11 protein-coding genes, 2 pseudogenes and 1 riboswitch are annotated in these 18,684 nt (G+C 43.1%); of the genes and pseudogenes, 7 read left to right on the top strand and 6 right to left on the bottom strand.

All coding sequences use genetic code 11. The features are described from left to right. Positions 1 to 24: 24 nt before the first annotated feature. Together ACHZCY_RS09875 and ACHZCY_RS09870 are read right to left on the bottom strand one after the other, a co-directional pair. On the bottom strand, positions 25 to 315 hold the full coding sequence (locus ACHZCY_RS09875; protein WP_319548786.1) for a helix-turn-helix domain-containing protein: 291 nt from the start codon (positions 313 to 315) through the stop codon (positions 25 to 27). Next, positions 312 to 623 carry a type II toxin-antitoxin system RelE/ParE family toxin gene (locus ACHZCY_RS09870; protein ID WP_394713428.1) on the bottom strand — a complete coding sequence of 104 codons (312 nt, stop codon included), beginning with the start codon at positions 621 to 623 and terminating at the stop codon, positions 312 to 314. The genes ACHZCY_RS09875 and ACHZCY_RS09870 overlap by 4 nt, the downstream gene beginning before the upstream one ends. Positions 624 to 1,454: 831 nt before the next feature. Between ACHZCY_RS09870 and ACHZCY_RS23620 the strand changes: the two are divergent. From ACHZCY_RS23620 to ACHZCY_RS09845, 4 genes and pseudogenes are all read left to right on the top strand, one after another. Next, positions 1,455 to 3,134: pseudogene (locus ACHZCY_RS23620) on the top strand (AsmA family protein); the annotation flags it as partial. Positions 3,135 to 4,668: 1,534 nt separating this feature from the next. Next, positions 4,669 to 4,742: riboswitch (cyclic di-GMP riboswitch) on the top strand. A 56-nt stretch (positions 4,743 to 4,798) separates the two neighbouring features. Continuing rightward, positions 4,799 to 5,629 carry a DUF6345 domain-containing protein gene (locus ACHZCY_RS09855; protein ID WP_205224858.1) on the top strand — a complete coding sequence of 277 codons (831 nt, stop codon included), beginning with the start codon at positions 4,799 to 4,801 and terminating at the stop codon, positions 5,627 to 5,629. A 39-nt stretch (positions 5,630 to 5,668) separates the two neighbouring features. After that, a complete protein-coding gene (locus ACHZCY_RS09850; protein ID WP_319548784.1) occupies positions 5,669 to 6,658 on the top strand; it encodes a hypothetical protein in 990 nt (329 codons plus the stop codon). A 511-nt stretch (positions 6,659 to 7,169) separates the two neighbouring features. Then, a complete protein-coding gene (locus tag ACHZCY_RS09845; protein ID WP_319548783.1) occupies positions 7,170 to 7,661 on the top strand; it encodes a ferritin family protein in 492 nt (163 codons plus the stop codon). 460 nt (positions 7,662 to 8,121) lie between these two features. On the opposite strand, the gene ACHZCY_RS09840 is transcribed toward ACHZCY_RS09845, so the two are convergent. Next, positions 8,122 to 8,715, bottom strand: a complete 594-nt coding sequence (locus ACHZCY_RS09840) for an acetate uptake transporter (RefSeq protein ID WP_319548782.1) — start codon at positions 8,713 to 8,715, stop codon at positions 8,122 to 8,124. A 1,670-nt stretch (positions 8,716 to 10,385) separates the two neighbouring features. Here ACHZCY_RS09840 and ACHZCY_RS09835 point away from each other — a divergent pair. The 3 genes and pseudogenes from ACHZCY_RS09835 to ACHZCY_RS09825 all read left to right on the top strand — a co-directional run bounded on the left by ACHZCY_RS09835 (position 10,386) and on the right by ACHZCY_RS09825 (position 12,774). Then, positions 10,386 to 11,279 (top strand): hypothetical protein, encoded by an 894-nt coding sequence (locus ACHZCY_RS09835; protein ID WP_319548781.1) that lies wholly within the window; start codon positions 10,386 to 10,388, stop codon positions 11,277 to 11,279. A 459-nt stretch (positions 11,280 to 11,738) separates the two neighbouring features. Then, positions 11,739 to 11,858 (top strand): annotated as a pseudogene (locus tag ACHZCY_RS09830) (IS66 family transposase); the annotation flags it as partial. 208 nt (positions 11,859 to 12,066) lie between these two features. After that, on the top strand, positions 12,067 to 12,774 hold the full coding sequence (locus tag ACHZCY_RS09825) for a sulfotransferase family protein (protein WP_319548780.1): 708 nt from the start codon (positions 12,067 to 12,069) through the stop codon (positions 12,772 to 12,774). 348 nt (positions 12,775 to 13,122) lie between these two features. Here the strand turns inward: ACHZCY_RS09825 and ACHZCY_RS09820 are convergent, their stop codons facing one another. From ACHZCY_RS09820 to ACHZCY_RS09810, 3 genes are all read right to left on the bottom strand, one after another. After that, complete coding sequence (locus ACHZCY_RS09820) at positions 13,123 to 14,559, bottom strand: GumC family protein (protein WP_319548779.1); 1,437 nt, start codon at positions 14,557 to 14,559, stop codon at positions 13,123 to 13,125. Further along, positions 14,559 to 15,089, bottom strand: coding sequence for a polysaccharide biosynthesis/export family protein (locus tag ACHZCY_RS09815; RefSeq protein WP_319548778.1), 531 nt, complete (start codon positions 15,087 to 15,089; stop codon positions 14,559 to 14,561). Before ACHZCY_RS09815 ends, ACHZCY_RS09820 begins: the two co-directional genes overlap by 1 nt. Before the next feature lie 237 nt (positions 15,090 to 15,326). Further along, positions 15,327 to 18,617, bottom strand: coding sequence for an FG-GAP-like repeat-containing protein (locus ACHZCY_RS09810; protein WP_319548777.1), 3,291 nt, complete (start codon positions 18,615 to 18,617; stop codon positions 15,327 to 15,329). Positions 18,618 to 18,684: the final 67 nt, after the last annotated feature.

The following is an 18,684-nucleotide window of genomic DNA, read 5'->3' as shown; positions in this document are numbered from 1 at the left end:
ACAACGGAGCAGATGCTTAGATCTCTATGATTGTGGAACAAAATTAATTTCCATTTTATATCCGACAGCTCGTGCATATTCCTCAATCGTTGATAGCTTTGGAGAGATCTTGGAATTCACATTTTCAAGCCGGGAAATGTTACTCTTTTTTGTGTGAAGAAGTTCAGCCAGTTCCTCTTGAGTGAACCCGGCATCTTTACGAATTTTAATAAGCTGTTTTCTGAGTTCGTAAGCCGGAGACAATCGGTCGTATTCACTTTTGATTTCTGGGTCTTGTAATGCTTTCTTTTTGAAATCTTTTAATGATGTTCTCATGGTTTTACCTCTTTCAGTCGTTTCCTGGCAGTTGCTAATTCCTTTTTGGGTGTTTTTTGAGATTTTTTGATGAATGAGTGAATGATAATTATCTCCTTACCTTTAACAGTGCAGAAAAAAGATCTACCAATCACTTCTTTTCCTTTAGCCCTGATCTCAAACAGTCCTTCACCTATTGCTTTGGTGTAAGGTAAGCCAAGTGCTGGGCCGAACTCTTCTATCATCTCTGCGATGTGAAGGAAGTTTGTCAAAATCCCAGGTGGAAATGATAGAATCGCTTGCTCGACCTTATCACTGTAAAAAGTTATGTTCTATTTTATGTTTAAGTGTTATCATAAATGATAACAAAGTCAATGGCTATTGCGCTTTGATTTGGAGAAGATCATTAGACGATTTTTAGACGTTTGAATCAAAATAGATGCGTATAAACCGAAATAAGTGGGGGTAAAACGGAATTGCTTTTTTTAGCAAATTGTTAATTTTATTTAAAAAAAAGTGGTTGCGGAGGTGCTGAAAATGTGCGTCAGACGCCTTGGGAGCAGGAGGCCGTAGGTCCGAATCCTACCGCCTTGACCATGGTTTTATGTAGAAATGAGCCATTTACCTTTCGGGTAGGTGGCTTTTTTCGTATCCCAGCCGTGTTACAGTTTGTAGTCTTGTAAACGCCCTGTATTGCTTTTCTGGCAACCTGAAAATATCTTTCGGAAATCTTGTTCGTCCAATTAATTGTTGAGCGCCTGATCTGATCTGATCGGAATGGTAAAATTTGCTGAGTTCAATTGTGGGTAATTGAGGTGTAGTTAGGTGTGAACAGTAAATATGTAAACCCCAAGGCTAATGAACCTTTAGTGGTGCTTTGATATGGCAATCCAATCGATATTGCTGGATTATTTGCGAATTGAATTGTTATGAAAATTGATAGTAAAAGAAATTGTCAATGTTTTTTTAGTATCAATAAATAGTAAAAATTAGACATAGATTTCGTCAATTACCAAAATTATTTCACTTAGTATTTGTATCCTCTATACCATTTGAGATAGGATTCGTAATAGCTAAGGATGCTGAAGACATATCTTGCTGTTCAAGAAGATATTTACATTGCATAACAAAAGGTTACATGTGTCAATTGGAGTTGCTATATGAAAAAAATCCTTAAATGGTTGTTTATTCTCATCATGATTCTGGTCACAGTAATTGTTGCTGGGACCCTAATTATCCCAATTTTTGTGGATGTCCAGTCGTACAAACCGCAAATCGAACAAAAAATCAGTGAAGTAACCGGACGCCCAGTTACCCTAGAAGGAAAACTTAACCTTTCTCTTTTTCCCTGGGTGGCACTTTCTTTTTCTGATCTCTCAGTTGGCAACCCCGGAGGGTATAGTGATAATTCTTTCATCAAGATTAAATCCTTTGAAGCCAGAATTAAGGCCATGCCACTGCTTTCCAAAGAAGTTCAAGTTAAAAAATTTATTCTAGATGGGCCAGAGTTCTATCTGGAGAGAAAAAGTGACGGTCAGGCGAACTGGATGGGAATTGGCCAGAGCGACAAGAAAAAGCCAACTGCTCCTGCTGCTGGAAAAGACCACAAGCAAGCAGAACCTGCTACTGTTAGCAGCCTTCCTATCAAATCACTGGTTGTTGGTGAATTTGCCATCACCAATGGGCGAGTAATTTTTAAGGATCAGTTAACTAAGACAAATAAAGAAATTTCAGGTCTCAACCTTCGTCTTACCAACATTAGTTTGGATAACCCCATTGGTATTGACTTTGACGCCCATGTAGATGCTCAACCTATTGCTCTGCAAGGGGAAATTGGTCCTATTGGTAAGCAACCAGATAAGGGCACCTTGCACTTTGATCTGACCATGCAGGCCCTTAATCAACTTAAAATTCGTGCGCAGGGAAGTATTAAAGATCTTATTGGTAATAAAAAATTTGATGTTGGACTGGATGTAGCTTCTTTTTCTCCAAGACAAATAATGGCAGCCCTCGACCAAGAATTTCCAGTTAAGACAGCTGACTCCAAGGTACTGGAAAAAATATCTCTTAAGCTGAAACTTGCGGGAACACCCACCGAAATTAATATCTCCGATGGTCTGCTCACCCTTGATGACTCCAATCTTGATTTTTTACTGACGGTTAAGGAAATATCACAACCCAATATTAATTTTGAGATAAATCTCGACTCAATAAATCTTGACAGATACCTGCCACCTGTAATTGTTAAGGAACATGATGCAGTCGTGGATTCTCCGAAAGAAACAACTATCAACGGCGAAGATGTGAAGAGAAAAGGGATTGACTACAGCCCGCTACGACGCCTGGTGGTAAATGGTACAGTTAAGGCCAATCAGCTGATAGCCAAGGGGGTAAAGATTGAAAACATTAAAATGGGAGTCAGCGGCAAGGATGGTCTGTTTGACCTTGATCCCTTTGAACTTGCTCTCTATGAAGGCACCCTCACAACCATTGCATCGTTGAACGTTCAAGGCGAAAGACCAAAAGTCACTATAGAGCTGATGACCAAAAATATTAAGGTTGGTCCGTTGTTAAGAGACAGTATCAAAAAAGATGTCCTTGAAGGTAAGGTAAATACCAATGTATCCCTGCAACTCGATGGGGATACCCCTGAGATGCTCAAACGCACACTGAACGGCAAAGGGGATCTTCTTTTCAGCGATGGCGCCATTGTAGGTGTAGACATTGCGGGTATGGCTCGTAATATTCAGACAAGTTTTTCCGATATTGGAAAAACTTCCATAAAACCAAAAACTGATTTCGCGGAATTAAAAGTGCCATTCACTCTTACTAACGGTGTTTTTAACACGAATGGAACCAGTCTCAGTTCACCTCTGCTCAGGCTAGCCATGACAGGTAATGCCAATCTAGCAAGGGAAACGCTAAATTTCAGGGTTAAACCTAAATTTGTCGGTACCCTTAAAGGGCAGGGGGATACAGAAGAAAGGTCAGGAGTCATGGTGCCAATACTTGTGGAGGGGACTTTCAAAAGTCCTGAGTTCAGTCCTGATATCAAAGATATGGCCTTAGAGCTTGCTCCTAAAAAAGAAGACATTATGAAAGCATTGATCAATCCTGATGATGAGGCAGGAAAGATGAATCCGACTAAAGATCTCGGTACATCAGTCAAGGAACAGGGTAAAAGCATTTTAAAGGGCTTTGGTTTCGGTAATTAAAAAAAACAAGTACTGTAGAGGGGAAAACACTCTACAGTACTCTTACCATTTTTATAAAGGTGTTATAGTTTTACGCTACATGAAAACGCTGCTGTTCGGTTAAGGAATTAGATAAATCCTAAAGGGATTCTTTCTTGCCATAGTACTAGCGATGAAGTCTTCCGGCATATTGTTGAATTGTCCCTTTCCATGAGACTGGAAGCGCTAAAAAATCTGTCCAAGTCTGGCAGCATCGAATCCTTCACCAATATTTTTTAATTGTTCTTTAATGAGATAGCGCTGTTTCTTGCTCATCCCTCCTTTGAGAATCTAAGCCCGGCGTGTGGGAGAGGTGGCTCAATACGGTTTGCCTCCGCGAGTGTGGTCATTTCAGACTACGCCAGCTTTATGAAGCCACGGATATTCTGCATGAAAAGGTTATTGAGCGTTGCTTTCGTTCCTTGAAAAAGACTCAGGTAAAAATGATGTTAATGTATCACTGGCACCGGGTCGTATCGAGTCCATGTAAAAATATGTGTGCCGGCTCTCATTATAGAGCGCGTAGTGGAGTTGGCATGTGATTAAACCCAGGCGAAAAAAACAGGTCGGTCATGAGTAAAATACAAGGACTGAGTTCGCAACGAAAGTCACCATTTTTACCAATTAAATGAACTGCTCCGGGGAGCAAAATCAACTTTAAGACAGCTCGCATTTGCCTATCCAAGCGATGTTTTTGGTATCCATAGCGTGAAAAAAGATGCTGCAATAGTGTAGGCACACGCGAAAAAAACGGATTCCTGTCAGCCGGCCTCCCAGGCGGCTTTGCAAGCCGGTCTCAGATTTCTCCTGAAAACGCAAGTTTGAGGAGTGCAGTTATCTATTTTGTTACTCTTTGATTTAAGGAGGTCGTCGGAGCATTGCTCAGAGCTGACTTTGGCAAAACATACTGATGGTGCTGTTAGCTTTTAACTGGAGCTGATTGGTTTTCAGGCCAGAATATTTGATATTGCCAAAGCACACCAACATCAAAAATCAGTTTTGTTTCATCTGCAGAGGTGTTGCGTCCCAACGCTTTTCAGGCAAATTGTTGACACTTTAGACATGGGTACCACGATGTTGTCTTGTGTTCTGGTTAGGCGTTGTCATATACTCAAATAAAGTAGATATAGATGAAAGTGGCATAAGATAAAGCCAAACCTGCCGGAAGGCAGGGACGGAAAGCTGCGGGTCTCTAAAGATAGCCGGGCTGCCTTTGTAAAAAGGTAGTCCGGCTTTTTGTATTGGGGGAACATACACAAAGGAGAATAATCATGTATTACATTCGCGTATTGTCCACTTTACTGTTCATTTTCTTCATTGCAGCATGTGCTAACCGGGTTGGCGTTGAGTCCGTCGTTACTTACACACCTGTTGGCAAGGCCAACGTCTACAATCGCCATATTAATGCTCAGGGTTTTTACGACATCATAAAGGCCCATCCTGATTGGAAGGGTCAGTTCCATCAACAAGATGCTGCAGCATGGGAGAAGCATTTTAAGCGCGATTCGTTGGGTGGAATGGCTTCCACCTGGATTGATAATGTCGACTTCGCTTATTTTTCAGGACATGGCGCAGGGGGAGGAACTGTGCCGACAGGTGTGGGCCGGGGCGGTGGTTTTACATTTGGTGTCGATGCAAATGATGACTGGGTACTTGCTTCTATTCCTTCCTCGCAAGAACCACGTTGGGGAGATAATGACCTTGAATGGATCGTTTTGGATGTCTGTTCGGCTTTGGCAAAACATACTGATGGTGCTGATGTCACCTATACGCTCACCCAGCGATGGGCCAACTCGGACGTTATGCATGGCTTGCATTATATCCTCGGTTTTCGCACCGCTGCCACTGACAGTGGGACCCGCGGACGCATCTTTGCCCAACATCTCACCGGCGCTTATGACGGCACAATATACAGCGTCAGAACCGCGTGGAGAAAAGCCACCGAGATCACAGAAGGGCCGCTGTACGAGGGAGCCTACCTGAGAGCGGCAAGCACCGGCAGCGACACACTTGGTGACCACATCCATGAATATGGAACCGTCAGTAGTGATCCGGACCCCTCTACGCAATATTACCGATATCTTAGCTGGCCCACACTCTAGGGCAAAGCCCGACAATCAATCATTTCATGGAGACAAGCTATGAATACGATATCAAAAACGGCTATTGCAATACTTTTCTATTGTTTATTGGTTTTCCCGTTCGCCATGGTTGCCTCTGCCCAAGAAGAACCGCCCAGATCCAGATATTCGGTGAGATCTGTATTTCACCTCACTGCAGAGCTGCCGGGTGAGCCGGCGAAGATGAAACGTTTCGCCACCCAGGAGCCTATTATCAACAATGCTGGCGAGGTTGCAAAACTGGCAATGGCTTTTCAGCTTGATGCCCCTGTCGAAAAACATGAGAAGCGATTTATGGTGAGGCAGGGCAATCGTAGCCTGGAGGTTTTTCATCAGAATGGAACCGGTTCTATCCGCTATTCAGATAATGACGCACTTGATGCTGAAAGAACAGCAGCACAATTACCACTGGCAGGTGAGGCAATCAAGAAGGCCGAATCTGTGTTGTCAGAGAACGGTCTCTTGCCTGAGGGTGCAAGGCTTCTTGGTACTCGCCCTTATGCATTTGAACAACTCGATGAGAAGGGGGAGGTTCTTGATTCAGGCAGTTCGGCGATCGCTGTTGTCTATGGTTTTGAAATCGACAATACATTCGTTAGGGGACCAGGCGCAAAAGCAGGAGTGGTTTTTGGTGAAAACGGGAAGGTAATCGGCTGTTCATTGATTTGGCGCCAGATCAAGTATGAAGGTGAATTTTCTATCATAAGCCCAATGGAAGCATTTGAAAATTTCAAGCGTATCTGGCCGCCTGAAAAAGATGGGGAAACAGACATAGAGACGAATATCTATATCGAACAAGTAAGCACAACCTACTATGCACGACCAGGTATCTATGCACAAGAGACACTGGATCCCGTCTATCAGTTCCGGGGTTACTATGAACTAAAGGGTAAGACAAATCGTGGAGAGGTTGGTGAAAAAGAGTACTTCGAGATTTTGGTCCCTGCACTGGAAGAGAGTGATGACGCCCAACTTATTTCTACCTGGGGGGCATCAAGGGTATTTAAATAAAGCCAATTCTGGGGATAGCATTTCAAGGGCATTTTGGATAATAGCTTTTTCTGCCTATCTCGGCGTTATGCTCAAAATGTTATCCTCGGAGGCAAGCAAAGACTCCGATATTGTGTATATGCTTGTGGTAAAATTTTTCGCATGCCTCAGAGTAGGGGCCTACCTGACCTCGATTGAAAAATCTCATTATTCAAGACACCCTCAAGAGAGAAGGAATATATCTCATAGACGTATTTTCTTCTCCAGGCTCGTTATGTAAAAGGTGTCTCGCAATGCCTGCTCTGTAGTTGGCTAAATACTCAGCTGTCCCGCCTTGGGAGCAAGTATGGCAAATGGTTTTTTTGTTGGATCTGTTAATCGCAAGATTGATGCGCAGCAGCCGTGTTTTTCTCAACCGGTGCGTTGCGAATAAAAGGATATTTACAGCAACAACATTCAACCTGGCGTAATATGGAGATGCGCAATCAGTGCACAATTCGCATAGAGGTAAATTTTATCAAGAGGTTTCAATATGTTTACAGATGTAGATATACGTAACATTGCCGTGCAGATCGAACGTAACGGCGAAGAAACATACCGGGCGGCAGCCAAAGAAACAGCCGATAAAAATATTGCTGATTTACTTCTCTGGATGGCGGATGAAGAGAAACGTCACCTGCTTTGGTTTGAGGCGCTTGAACTCAAAAAGTGCAACAAGACTGAGGAACAGGAAAAGATGGAGGCAATGGGTAGGGGCTTGCTGGAGGAGATGGTCAAGAGTCGCACCTTCTCGCTTGAACAAAAATCCCTGAGTAGTGCCGAACAACTCAGCAGTGTTTTAGCGCAATGTCGTGAGTTCGAAGAAGATACGGTGATGTTCTACGAGTTCCTGCGAGGGTTTCTTGACGACGAAAAGGCCTCAAAACATTTAGACATTATTATCTCAGAAGAACAAGGTCATGTAAAGCAGTTGGAGAACCTGCTAAAAACATTACCTAGCGAAGGTGAAAAGACGCACGTGTGAGTAGAACGTTCCTAACGGTAGCCGTGCGTTAAACTGCTGTTAGTCATGAAAACCATTTCAGTCATTTGGAGCGTATCACACAGAGAGGAGCATTGTAATATCAGCGTTTACAGCGGCAAGCTGTTTTTGAAAAATTGCAGTGGCCGGCGCAGGTGATGTGAAACAAAGGTAAGTTTCGGTCTGGTGGGACGCTGCCCCTCTTTTTTCAGGGGGAGAAGGAAAAGAGGGGCGAGCCCCCATCAAATCAATAATATACTCAACGAACGTACAACTTATCCGCTTACTGTACGGTAGCTGAACAACAAATAAAAGGAAAAGCCACCTTGGAAAATTACTATGCCGCCCAGTCTCCCCGAGTCTCGCGCATGCTTCGGACTCATGGTTTATCTGACCTTGGAGGTAATATCTAATTTTTCAAGGCACCCTAACGTCTTACAGGTCGTGATTTATTTGGAAAACGCTACCGAAGGATTGGTTTGCCAACTGGTAAAATCGACCTTCCAGATAAATCAGCATAAATTATCGCTGCCATCATATACAGTGCTCCGCCGGCACATATAATCAGATCTATGGCTGTGATTGTCAGCAGATTCTTCATGCCTGCTAAAAACACTAAATCCAAGCCGATAAACCCAATGAGCAAGGTAAGGAACGTGAAGGCCATGGCCTGATGAATTCGTAAAGAGCCATAAAACATAATGGCTGTATAAATAGTATAGGCTAACAGAAATATGCCTATATCATGTCCGGAAACTTTCAGGTGTGGCCCTATGGCACCAACACCAGCTCCTTGCAAATCTGCTATAAACCAGATCGCGCCTAAAGCCAGCCAGAACGCCCCGTATGAGACAAAAGCGCTAAATCCAAAATTGTTGCCGGCTTTAAACTCCAGAAAGCCTGCAACAAGCTGTGCGCCTCCGCCAAACATCATGGCGGCACAAAAAACTATTCCAGTCCCTGTAAAACCTAGATTGTGGAACTGGAGCAGTAAAGTTGTGATTCCAAACCCCGCTAAACCGACAACTGCTGGATTACCTAATTTGTCACTTGCCATTTTGACACTCCTCTGAAAAAGTTAATGTAACGACCTGTAAAACGAATGAACCTCGTTAAACCTGCAACGAAGATTGAACCTACAGTACTGTTATATTAGATTACTCGTCAGTGAGGTGATTCCACTTACCTGGGCATAATTTGACATTCATGGTCGAGCTTCGGTCTTAATGACCTGGGCATTTTACCGGTCAACAGGATGACCAGATTTTTCTCATTGATGATTTTAATCAAGAGCAGAAGGCGAAAGGGATCAGGTCGCGCTTTTTCTTCGCTGGTAAGACAGAGACGCCACCATCTTTTTCAGTTTTCTCTTTGCAGTCGGCTCTTTCGAGCACCCGCAATTTCTATCAAATACCCTCTCTTTCCATCGTTAAGGACGGCAAATTTTTGTAATCTTAAGGATTACGGGATTATGCCGATGTCGACTTTTACGTTTAGCCTCATTTTGTAAATGAGACATATAAGATGCTATATGCTTCTAAGGCTAGCAACATACGTGCCGTCAAAGAGTCGCTCTGTTTAAATATTTGATAATCCGATTTTTTCTATTTTTAAACCGTGTTGTGCGGAGATCCGTGCCCGGAATTTACTAGAAGGAAAAGGTAAAAATAGTGAAATGATTTTTGTACGATCAAACATTGGGGCAGTATGCCCCGGTTATGGATGGACGAGAGCAGGACTGTGAAGCAGTACTGGAGCAAGTAACTGCATAATTTTTTTGAAGATAAAGTGAAATATGAGAATGATTATTTGGAAGCGCTCTCTGCCCTGTTGTATTGATTGGTGCTTTTTGGTTGTTTGAAATTTAATTAATAAAAATAATGAATTACCTGCTTTGCACATTTGGTCGTCAAAAACAAAGCATGTATTACTTCATTAAAAAATATCTGATTGGCCATGAGATCCAGCATGTTTTTGCCTGCTTTGATAGATACCTTGAATTTTATAGTATAGAGGGAGAGAGATATTCTTTAATAAATGAATAAAATTGGGACATTCCACCCCACAGGGGCATAATGCCCCAGTAAGAGAAGCTCGGGGAAGAGCGGGAATGGTTGAGACTCAAAAAAGGAACAGATTCATTTTGTTGTTAGCCATAGTCAAAATTAAGTGAATGATTTCCGTGCCAAGATCAGGCTGATTAGTTTTTCTCAGCCCATGAGGTTGGTTTTGTTTCACTGTAGCTGTTTCATGTTTTTGTCGGTGCACGACGATTACAACCATTGGCTACTTTGAAAATGTATAGCATGAAATTTTCGTGACCCCGATGTGATCCTTGCTTTTAGACATAATGTTTGCTGGAAGTTGACCAACTAACCTTGCCAACGTGGGTGAGATAAAAGCGTTCTCTGGGCGAATGTATACAATGAGCGTATTGGCTTCCATTTTGGTGTTTGGTTGAAAACCACCACCATACTTGCTTCAAATGCACCACTTTTCCGTTGAACGGTGAATAGTTTTAAGGGAGAAGTTGTTTTTTTTCAAATAATCAAAGATGCTTATGAAGGTTATTCGGTTGTGGCATATAATATGCTTTGCATAGTTGCTTTGTTTATAATGCATGATATGAGACTGCGATCCTTGAAAATATCAAAGCACGAAATTGCAGAGTGTTAGGCAAAGTCCATATCATGAATAGAGTCCGTTGCATTTGAGAGGAGGTGTACGATGATCATGAATATCCACATTCGCCTATTCAAAGCCCTTGCACTTGGTTTTACCGTCTTTCTTTTGTTTTTGGTGTCGGAGTCAACGGGTGAACCTCCCGGGTTAAAAGGTGAGAGTAAAACGAATAACGGGGTGGTCGGTTGGACAGGAAGTGCTGAAAAAAGCGGTGTGTACGGCTACAGTCAGGCTGGATCTGGCGTGACTGGGCGCAGTTATGAAAAACCGGGCGTCGTCGGTTGGACTGGTGCCGCAGACGCTCCAGCGGTCATTGGACATACCGCCCATGGCAATGGCGTGCTCGGCCACAGTGAGAGTAACGATGGCGTTGTCGGCAGTACCGGGAGCCACGATAAAAGCGGCGTGTTCGGTCATAGCTCGAAAGGTATTGGCGTAGCAGGAATCAGCGGCGGAAATGATGGCTTGCTAGGGGTAACTCAAAGCGACGAACCTGGCCACGCAGGCGTACGGGCCAGAAATGAAGGCAAAGGGCCGGCAGCCTTTATTGAAGGCGATCTGTTTGTCACCGGTGCTATCCGCGGCGACATCGGTCCTCAGGGTGGCGCTCCTTTTCCTCGGCCGGCTTATGATAGCGGCTGGGTGATTGTATCCAAACAGGGGATCCTTGTGGGAACGGATAAAGGTATCAATATTGACCACAATTTGGGGGGCAACCCTGATACCTATGTTGTTGACCTTCAATTTCGCAGTCGGGCCTTGGGAGTGCATCAGTATCATTATGGAGGGACTGATTTTATCAAAGGCTCACTACATAAAAATAATGTGCACAATGGTGCCTGGTGGACTCATCTGACAAACAAGAGAATAACTGTACGGCGTGGCTGGAGCGACGAGGACGTAGAAGAGGTTCGCGTTCGCATTTGGGTCTATAGGTAAAGCAACTTTCAGCTATGTTGTCATGGTTGATTTTTGTACAACTAGGAAACGACTGGCGCTGCATTTAGGTTCACCAGTTAAGTTGATATGCGGACATTTCGTCAATCATGCTCAATTGAGCATTTGTGAAACGATACAGGCAGAAGTATGTTGCTGATTTTACGTCAGGGCTGCCATCGAGGTAACTCATGGGGTGAGGACTCAAAGCAAAATGCCAAGGAGCATGAGAGCCGCCCGTTTATGGTTGGTAATTGAAAAGTTAGCTAGTTCAACCCATGCTTGCTTTGTTAAGCGGCTAATAACGAAAAAATTGCCAAATGTACAATGATCGCAATAAGCAGCATCAATTGCCGGGTTTCAGGGTGGGCATTTTTAAGTAATCAGAATTGTAGAAAATTTTCATGGAAAAATTTGTCAAGTTTTTTTAGGATGTAAGTAGTTACCGCCAAGCAACCTCATGTTTCTTTCACAAATAACAGGGCTGAAAGGGATATGCGTATGGCAAAGGTTAGGCAGAAAATATCTGGTTGTTTTAGGCGTCAACGTTACACCGGGGCATATTGCCGAATCTCAAGTTAGCATGCAGGCCACATGGTAAGCGGAGGTGTCAACCCTCTCTAGCAATTCAACTTGCCCTGGTTGGTGAAATCGTAGAGATAGACCCAGATGGGGGGGAGTAGTTGCCCTAAAAGAAGGCATGTCGTTCAATTTGTTCAGCTGCTTTTATGCACCATTACAAGAGTAAAACCCTTTTTCAGCACGTACATGTTTACCGGATGAGCAAAAGATGGTTTCCCACTTTCATAAATGTATATTTATTCATATTCCGAAAACTGCTGGCACTAGCTTATGGGGCATTGTAAACGCTTCCCAAGATAATAATAAAACTGATCAGTTGCTGTTGTCATTCAAGCCTGACGATTATAAATTCGATCCACCGCCTCCTCATCTCCGAGCTTCTGACTACATCAAATATGATCGTATTCCCAAAGAATTATTCGATAGTTATTTCAAATTCGCATTTGTACGCAATCCGTGGGACAGGCTCGTTTCTGAATACAGGTACCGCATGCATGCACATGAATACTCATTTAAGGAATTTTTATTTGAACATTTTCCGAAACCATCCTGGAATGATGAGTATTGCCATGTTATTCCGCAATATGATTTTTTACATGACGAGAAGGGAAATCTGTTGGTAGATTTTGTAGGCAGGTTCGAGACGTTGCAGGAAGATTTTTTTTATGTCTGTGAAAAACTAAATATAAAAAAGAGAGTTCTCCTCCACAGAAACAAATCTACAAGTATTTTTAACAGGAGGGACAATCATCCGATGAAGATGCTTCGTTCTGCAAGAGACAAATTAAGTATTAATTATCGAAGAAATACTTTTAAAAAATTTACTGATTACTATGACGCTGAATCAATAGATTTTGTGGCCAAAATTTATAAAAAGGATATCGAAACGTTTGGTTATAAGTTCGAGGATAAATAGGGTAACTGTAAATTTTACAAGCCCTCACCTCTTGTTGTCCGTCTCAATAAATAACAAAATACCGTGTCTGTTTGCTTGATTAAGGAACTGGTGGTTCAAGGAAAAATGTCGCGGATTGTGAAAGGCGGGCTAGAGTTACAGTTTTCGTCAAGATGAAATGTGCTTTATTATTGTAAAATAATCAAACAGCGGTAGTTACGTTATGCTTGAAAGTTGTAACTCAATAATTTTGCTTTGGCTTATGACGTATCCTTTTTGTTGGAATTAAATTGTGTGCCACTCTTCCCAACAGGATACGTCATATATATTTGTTATATCGCCCTCTCAAGCACTACTTTCAAGCATAACTCAATTGGATTCTTTTGCTGCAGTGGCGAAATATTCTAGGAAGAAGGCAAGGCCTACCCCACCCAATAGGCCCAAGATAACACCTAAAATCATGTTTCTCATCTTTTTAGGAGATACTGGGAATTCTGGTAATCCTGCCTGCTCGGTAACCCACACATTTACCTGCTGCGTATATTCAGTGACCCCCTGTTCTTTAATGCGTAAGTTCAAATTGTCAAAGAGAGCCCTGTTTGCGTCTACTTCTCGCTTGAGAATGCCGTACTGGATGAATTTTTCATTCAGGTCAAGGACTTCATTCTTTGTTTGGTCAAGAAGTTTTTTAACATTTAACTCATTTTTTTGGGCCAGGTCATATTCATTTTTGATGACCTGAATACTTTTTTCTGTTTCCTGATATTTTTTTCGTTGCAAATTTTTTAAATCAGCCCGTGCTCTGATCATGACAGGATGCTTGTCACCATATTTTTGTGAGAGTTCGGTGATGTGTTGCTCTGATATCAAGATCTGGTCCCGTAACGACTGCAGCACCTTATTTTTTGCGAGAATAGGGATCGTATCGGCATTGATCTTGTTTTTCTTCAGCTCGGCAATTTGGTTCAGCAAAGCTTCCAGTTCTTCCCGCTTGGCTTCTGCCTCTGTCATCCTCTTGCTAAGATCTGCAAGCTTCTGGGGAATAATCGCTATACGGTTCTCGACTGTGATTATGTCATTCTCCTTCATAAAAGCCTGAAGGGCTTTTTCAGACTGAGCCAGGCTGTTCTTTTCGATGTCTTCTTTTTTTGTCATCCCTCTGATGGCATAGCCGGAAGAGTTGAGATTAATAGCCATAATCTCTTCCGTATATGCCTGGGGAAGGGTATTAGCAATGAGTTTTGCAAATTCAGGATTTTCAGATTTATAATGTATGTCCAACATGCTGCTGTCTGCAACCGGTTTGACAACAACATTCTTTTTTATGATAGAGGCAAGACTGTCAGCCGTTAATTTTTTCTGCTCCTCACCTGTGGAAGCTAAGGCTTTTTGACCTTTATCTGCAGAATCAGATGGCAACAAATCAGCAATCATTGATTTTATATAGGTGACCGTGCCCTTCACCAGTGAGGGTTTACTCTTTCCTGCAGGGAAATAAGTTTCATAGTTGGTCTCCAAATCTAGAATTTCCACCACCTTTTTGGTGACATTTTGACTCTTAATTATTTGGCTTTGAGTTTGAAAAAATTGTGGCTCGTATCGTTTTACAAAAGATCTATTGTTCAGAAGTGCAGGATCACTTTTTTCCACCAATATCTGAGTAGATGCCCTATAAATAGGGGTGGCGGTAAAAGTGGCAATACCCACAACGATTAAGGTGAGAAGAAAAGTGGTCACCACAATCCCTTTTCTTTTCCATATGACCCTTAAATAATCACTTAAATGTATTTCCTTTTCTTTTTGCATTAGAATAAACTCTCCGGCACTAGGATAAGATCTTCTGGCAGTATCGGTTCATCCATCTTCACTTTATCAACAACCTGCTCGCGGCCATTTGATTTGCGAATGATGGTTACACTTTGTTTTGAAGCTTTGTTGGAAAAACCCCCAGCCTTTGTAATCGCTTTGATAACTGTCATATTTTTTTCATACTTATACGCATCAGGTTTGTTAACTTCCCCTGACACATAAACTACTCTACTTCTAAAATCTTCGACGAACACATTAACTTGGGGGTTGATAACATAGCCGTCTGCAAAAAGTGCTGTAATTTTATCGGAAATTTGAGTGCTGGTAAGACCGGCAACTTTCACCTTGTTCAGCAATGGAAGATTGATTGTTCCATCCCCACTAACACGGACCATTGTGGTTAAATCATCATGATCGTAAACAGTTATTTTGAGGACATCATCTTCTTCAACAACATAATCCTGCGCCATTGCCGGAGCAGCTAATAGAAGAAGAAAAAGAAAACTAAGAAGAATGTGTCTGATCATAAAATTAACCTTGGTAAGTGTTGTCCGGTTACTTTGCTGCCTTTATACTATTACCATCCTCTAGGACCTGCTACAACCCACAAGTCCCACTTTCCATAAAATTTTCTATCCACTTTGCTTAATCATAATCCGGCGCTCCATGCGGCTTGCAATTATTTTATATTCCTGTCATGACGATCACGGTCGCTGTTTTTCCACCGTGATCGCCTGGTTATCTGTGAAGCTAGCTGGGATATGTTAAGGAAGCTGATAGGGCAGCTGATCTATAGCACATCGGTTTTCACCGATAAATACGAGATCGGAGGCATTCCCACTTGTCGCGTCAACATCAAAATAGACAGTGGCACCAGCTTGAATCTCGATATCGATCCCGTCGTACCAGGGCCCCGACATATTTATTATAAATTCAACCTTTTGGGAGTCGGAAGCGTCCAGGGTATCCCATTGCTCAATATTGACAGGAGTTACACTGACAAAATCTATATCTGAAATAATGCTGCCAGTATACCTTTGCCACCCACTAGATCCTGCTATAGCTCTCAAGTGCCAAATATTTCCTTCTCTCCACAGAAAGACTCCATCCTCTGTTGCTGCGTCGTAAACCGGATCGCCATACGGATCACAATTATTTGGTGTGCCTACCGTGATAGTCTGGCTGGCCGTGTTGGCGGAACCATCGTCGTCGGTAACCGTGAGGACAACGTTATAGGTGCCGGGTGTGTTGTATGTATGACTCGATGTTACGCCGCTGCCTGTACCATCGCCATAGTCCCATGTATAGGATACGATTGAACCATCCGGGTCGTATGCTCCAGAAGCATCAAAGTCCACTACTAGTGGTTCCTCACCCAAAGTAGGATCGGCCGTAAAGATCGCTACTGGCTGTGTGTTTAAGTCTGTGGTAAGCTGATAGGGAAGCTGATTTATCGGGCACCTCTCTCCGCCGATAAATACCAGATCAGTGGTATTCCCACTCGCTGCGTCAACATTAAAATAGACAGTGGCACCAGCCTGAACCTCGAAATCAATTCCGTCGTACCAAGGTCCCGACATATTGATAATAAATGAAATCGATTGAGGATCGGAGGTGTCCAAGGTATCCCATTGCTCAATGTTGACAGGCGTTACACTGACAAAGTCCATATCTGAAACTATACTGCCGGCATACCTTTGCCATCCAGTGAATCCTGCTATAGCTCTTAAGTGCCAGACATTACCTTCTTTCCATAGGAAAACGCCGTCCTCTGTTGCTGCATCATAAGTCGGCTCACCATACGGCTGGCAAACGGGTTCTAAGTCGTTTACAGTAACGGTTACGGTTGCAGTACCTGTGCCGTCGGTGTCGTCAGCAATTGTATAACCAAAGGTGTCCGTACCTGAAAAAGTCGCCGGTGGTGTGTAGTCGATAAAGTCATCACTTGGGTCTATCGGTGTGCCGTTATTATTGATACTGGCCCTCCCTCCCTCGTTGGTTGGGTCATCCACTGCAATAATGGTCAGTATATCACCGTTTGGATCGTAGTCATTAACCAGTACATCCACAGTCGTTGCGGTGTCCATATCTGTACTGGCGTTATCAGCTACCGCTACAGGTGGTTGGGGGCCTCCCGAAGATTCGACAACCCTGAGGATCTGATCAGCCGAGATATTTTCTATTACCTGAACAATCCCACTTGGCCAGTTTACTTCCAAACGCTCTACAGTCGAGTTTTGACCAAGACCGAAGTGGATGCGCATATGATTTTGTGAATCCCTGTGCATACCAGCATTTTGCTCACGCAACTGAGTTACCCCACCTGCGGTGACAAACAAGCTTGCACCAATACCGTCTCTATTGGAAACCGTGCCTTCTAAGTCGATTTCAATCCAGTGATTATTATTTCCGTTATTTTTAAAGAGTTGAATTGGCCCTAAATGATCAAAAGGTGGTGGGTACCTCCCATTTGTGACGAATAAATCCAGAAAACCATCACGATTGTAGTCAGCAGTGACTACATGATCCCCAAGACCTAGCGAGGTTCCTGCCGCTCCTCCTGCAGCAGGGACTTCAATGAAATCACCTGCGCCGTTGTTTTCATAGAGAATGTTAGGTGTATTTTCAACAAGTAAAGCATTTACCACATAAATATCCTGGTCCATATCATTGTCAAAGTCAGCTATGACAACGCTTCTTCCGGCTAAATGCTTGTTGATTCCGCTTTGTACTGTTCTATCTTCCAGCTGTACTCCGTTGTGGATATAGAGTGCGTCTACAGCCGGGTCGAAGGTATTAAGATTCAAATGAGTTAAATCAGATAGTTGACCACCATCGGTTTCGGCGATGAATCTGCACTGAAAGCTATCGTCAAAAGGGACTGAAGATACAATTGTCCATACATTTGTATTCCTATTAAAGCCGATATATACACCATCATCAACGCCCGGATCATAGGAAGGCATGCCAGCCACCCTGGGATCGTCAGGCGATAGTTCTAAATAAACAGGGATACGAGGTGCGTACCCCCATATTCGCGGGTCATCGGGGGCAAGGTCGACTTGGAAGTTTTCAGCAAGGAGTCCTGCAGAACCGATACGTATGGGATGGTCAGCCCATCTTAGTCTTAATGAAAAAAGAAGTGTCAGAAGTTCAAGGTTGCTATCGGTTTCGAATGTTATTCCTTTTTGACACCCACAATTTTCGGTCATAATAGACGCTGCTATTTTAGTGGGTGTTACTTGTTCGGCTTGGTCTCCCCCTCCGCTTCTTGGCGTATAAAGATCCGGCAGCAGGTCTCCGTTGACATCTGCAAAGGCTGCGTCCATGCCAAATCCAGTGTCCTGTGAAAATACTTGATCCCGAACGTCCGTGAAGGGAAAGGTTGTTATGTCAAGGACATGGGTAGGAAATGGTGCTGAATCATCAGTAGCTATTATATCCAAAATTCCATCGCCCGTAATATCGGAAAACACGGAATAGGCAACATTTTGTCCCTCAAACCCTACGAGAGAGTTTACATCTTCAAACCCAGTTGCATTTTGTTGAAAAAAGGCAGCATACCCTTCGCCTCTCATTGAGAACCCATTTACAAAAATATCCAAAAAGCCATCGTTATTGAAATCAAGCCACAATGGCATACGCCCCCGATTTAAAATATATGAGATGCCGTATGCATCAGCACTTTCGTAAAGACCTCCATTGTCGTTTATGTAAAAATGGTTGTAGTCGTTCCAAGTGCCGGCACCGATATACACATCCTGGTCTCCATCGTTGTCAAAATCTGCCCATGCGGCGCCGTGAGTGTCACAAGGAAATGCGGGTTGATCCCAAATGCTATCAGGAAGCTGTTCAAATGTGCCATCCTGCTTATTGAGATATAGACTCGGTACTTTCGACTCATGATTGGTAACAAAAATATCTGGCCATCCATCCCCATCATAGTCCGCCCATTGTGCACCCCAAGTGGGCCCGGTATACGTTAGTCCAGCTTCTTGTGTAGTTTCAGTAAAGCTTATCTCTGCTCCCGCAAGAGTCGTGAGGAATGCTAACACTATGAATACAAAAAACACTATGCGGAGATGGTTGCTGTTACAAACAGTATTCTTATGGAATAAGAAC

Origin of the sequence: Desulfogranum marinum, from assembly GCF_963675105.2 — a bacterium.
Classification (GTDB): Bacteria; Desulfobacterota; Desulfobulbia; order Desulfobulbales; family Desulfobulbaceae; genus Desulfogranum; species Desulfogranum marinum.
This window is presented reverse-complemented; position numbering and strand designations above follow the sequence as displayed.

Excerpts from the sequence above, each read along its gene's own strand:
- ACHZCY_RS09875 (WP_319548786.1), bottom strand. The coding sequence starts at position 315 with ATGAGAACATCATTAAAAGATTTCAAAAAGAAAGCATTACAAGACCCA.
- ACHZCY_RS09855 (WP_205224858.1), top strand. The coding sequence starts at position 4,799 with ATGTATTACATTCGCGTATTGTCCACTTTACTGTTCATTTTCTTCATT.
- ACHZCY_RS09850 (WP_319548784.1), top strand. The coding sequence starts at position 5,669 with ATGAATACGATATCAAAAACGGCTATTGCAATACTTTTCTATTGTTTA.
- ACHZCY_RS09845 (WP_319548783.1), top strand. The coding sequence starts at position 7,170 with ATGTTTACAGATGTAGATATACGTAACATTGCCGTGCAGATCGAACGT.
- ACHZCY_RS09840 (WP_319548782.1), bottom strand. The coding sequence starts at position 8,715 with ATGGCAAGTGACAAATTAGGTAATCCAGCAGTTGTCGGTTTAGCGGGG.
- ACHZCY_RS09835 (WP_319548781.1), top strand. The coding sequence starts at position 10,386 with ATGATCATGAATATCCACATTCGCCTATTCAAAGCCCTTGCACTTGGT.
- ACHZCY_RS09825 (WP_319548780.1), top strand. The coding sequence starts at position 12,067 with ATGGTTTCCCACTTTCATAAATGTATATTTATTCATATTCCGAAAACT.
- ACHZCY_RS09820 (WP_319548779.1), bottom strand. The coding sequence starts at position 14,559 with ATGCAAAAAGAAAAGGAAATACATTTAAGTGATTATTTAAGGGTCATA.
- ACHZCY_RS09815 (WP_319548778.1), bottom strand. The coding sequence starts at position 15,089 with ATGATCAGACACATTCTTCTTAGTTTTCTTTTTCTTCTTCTATTAGCT.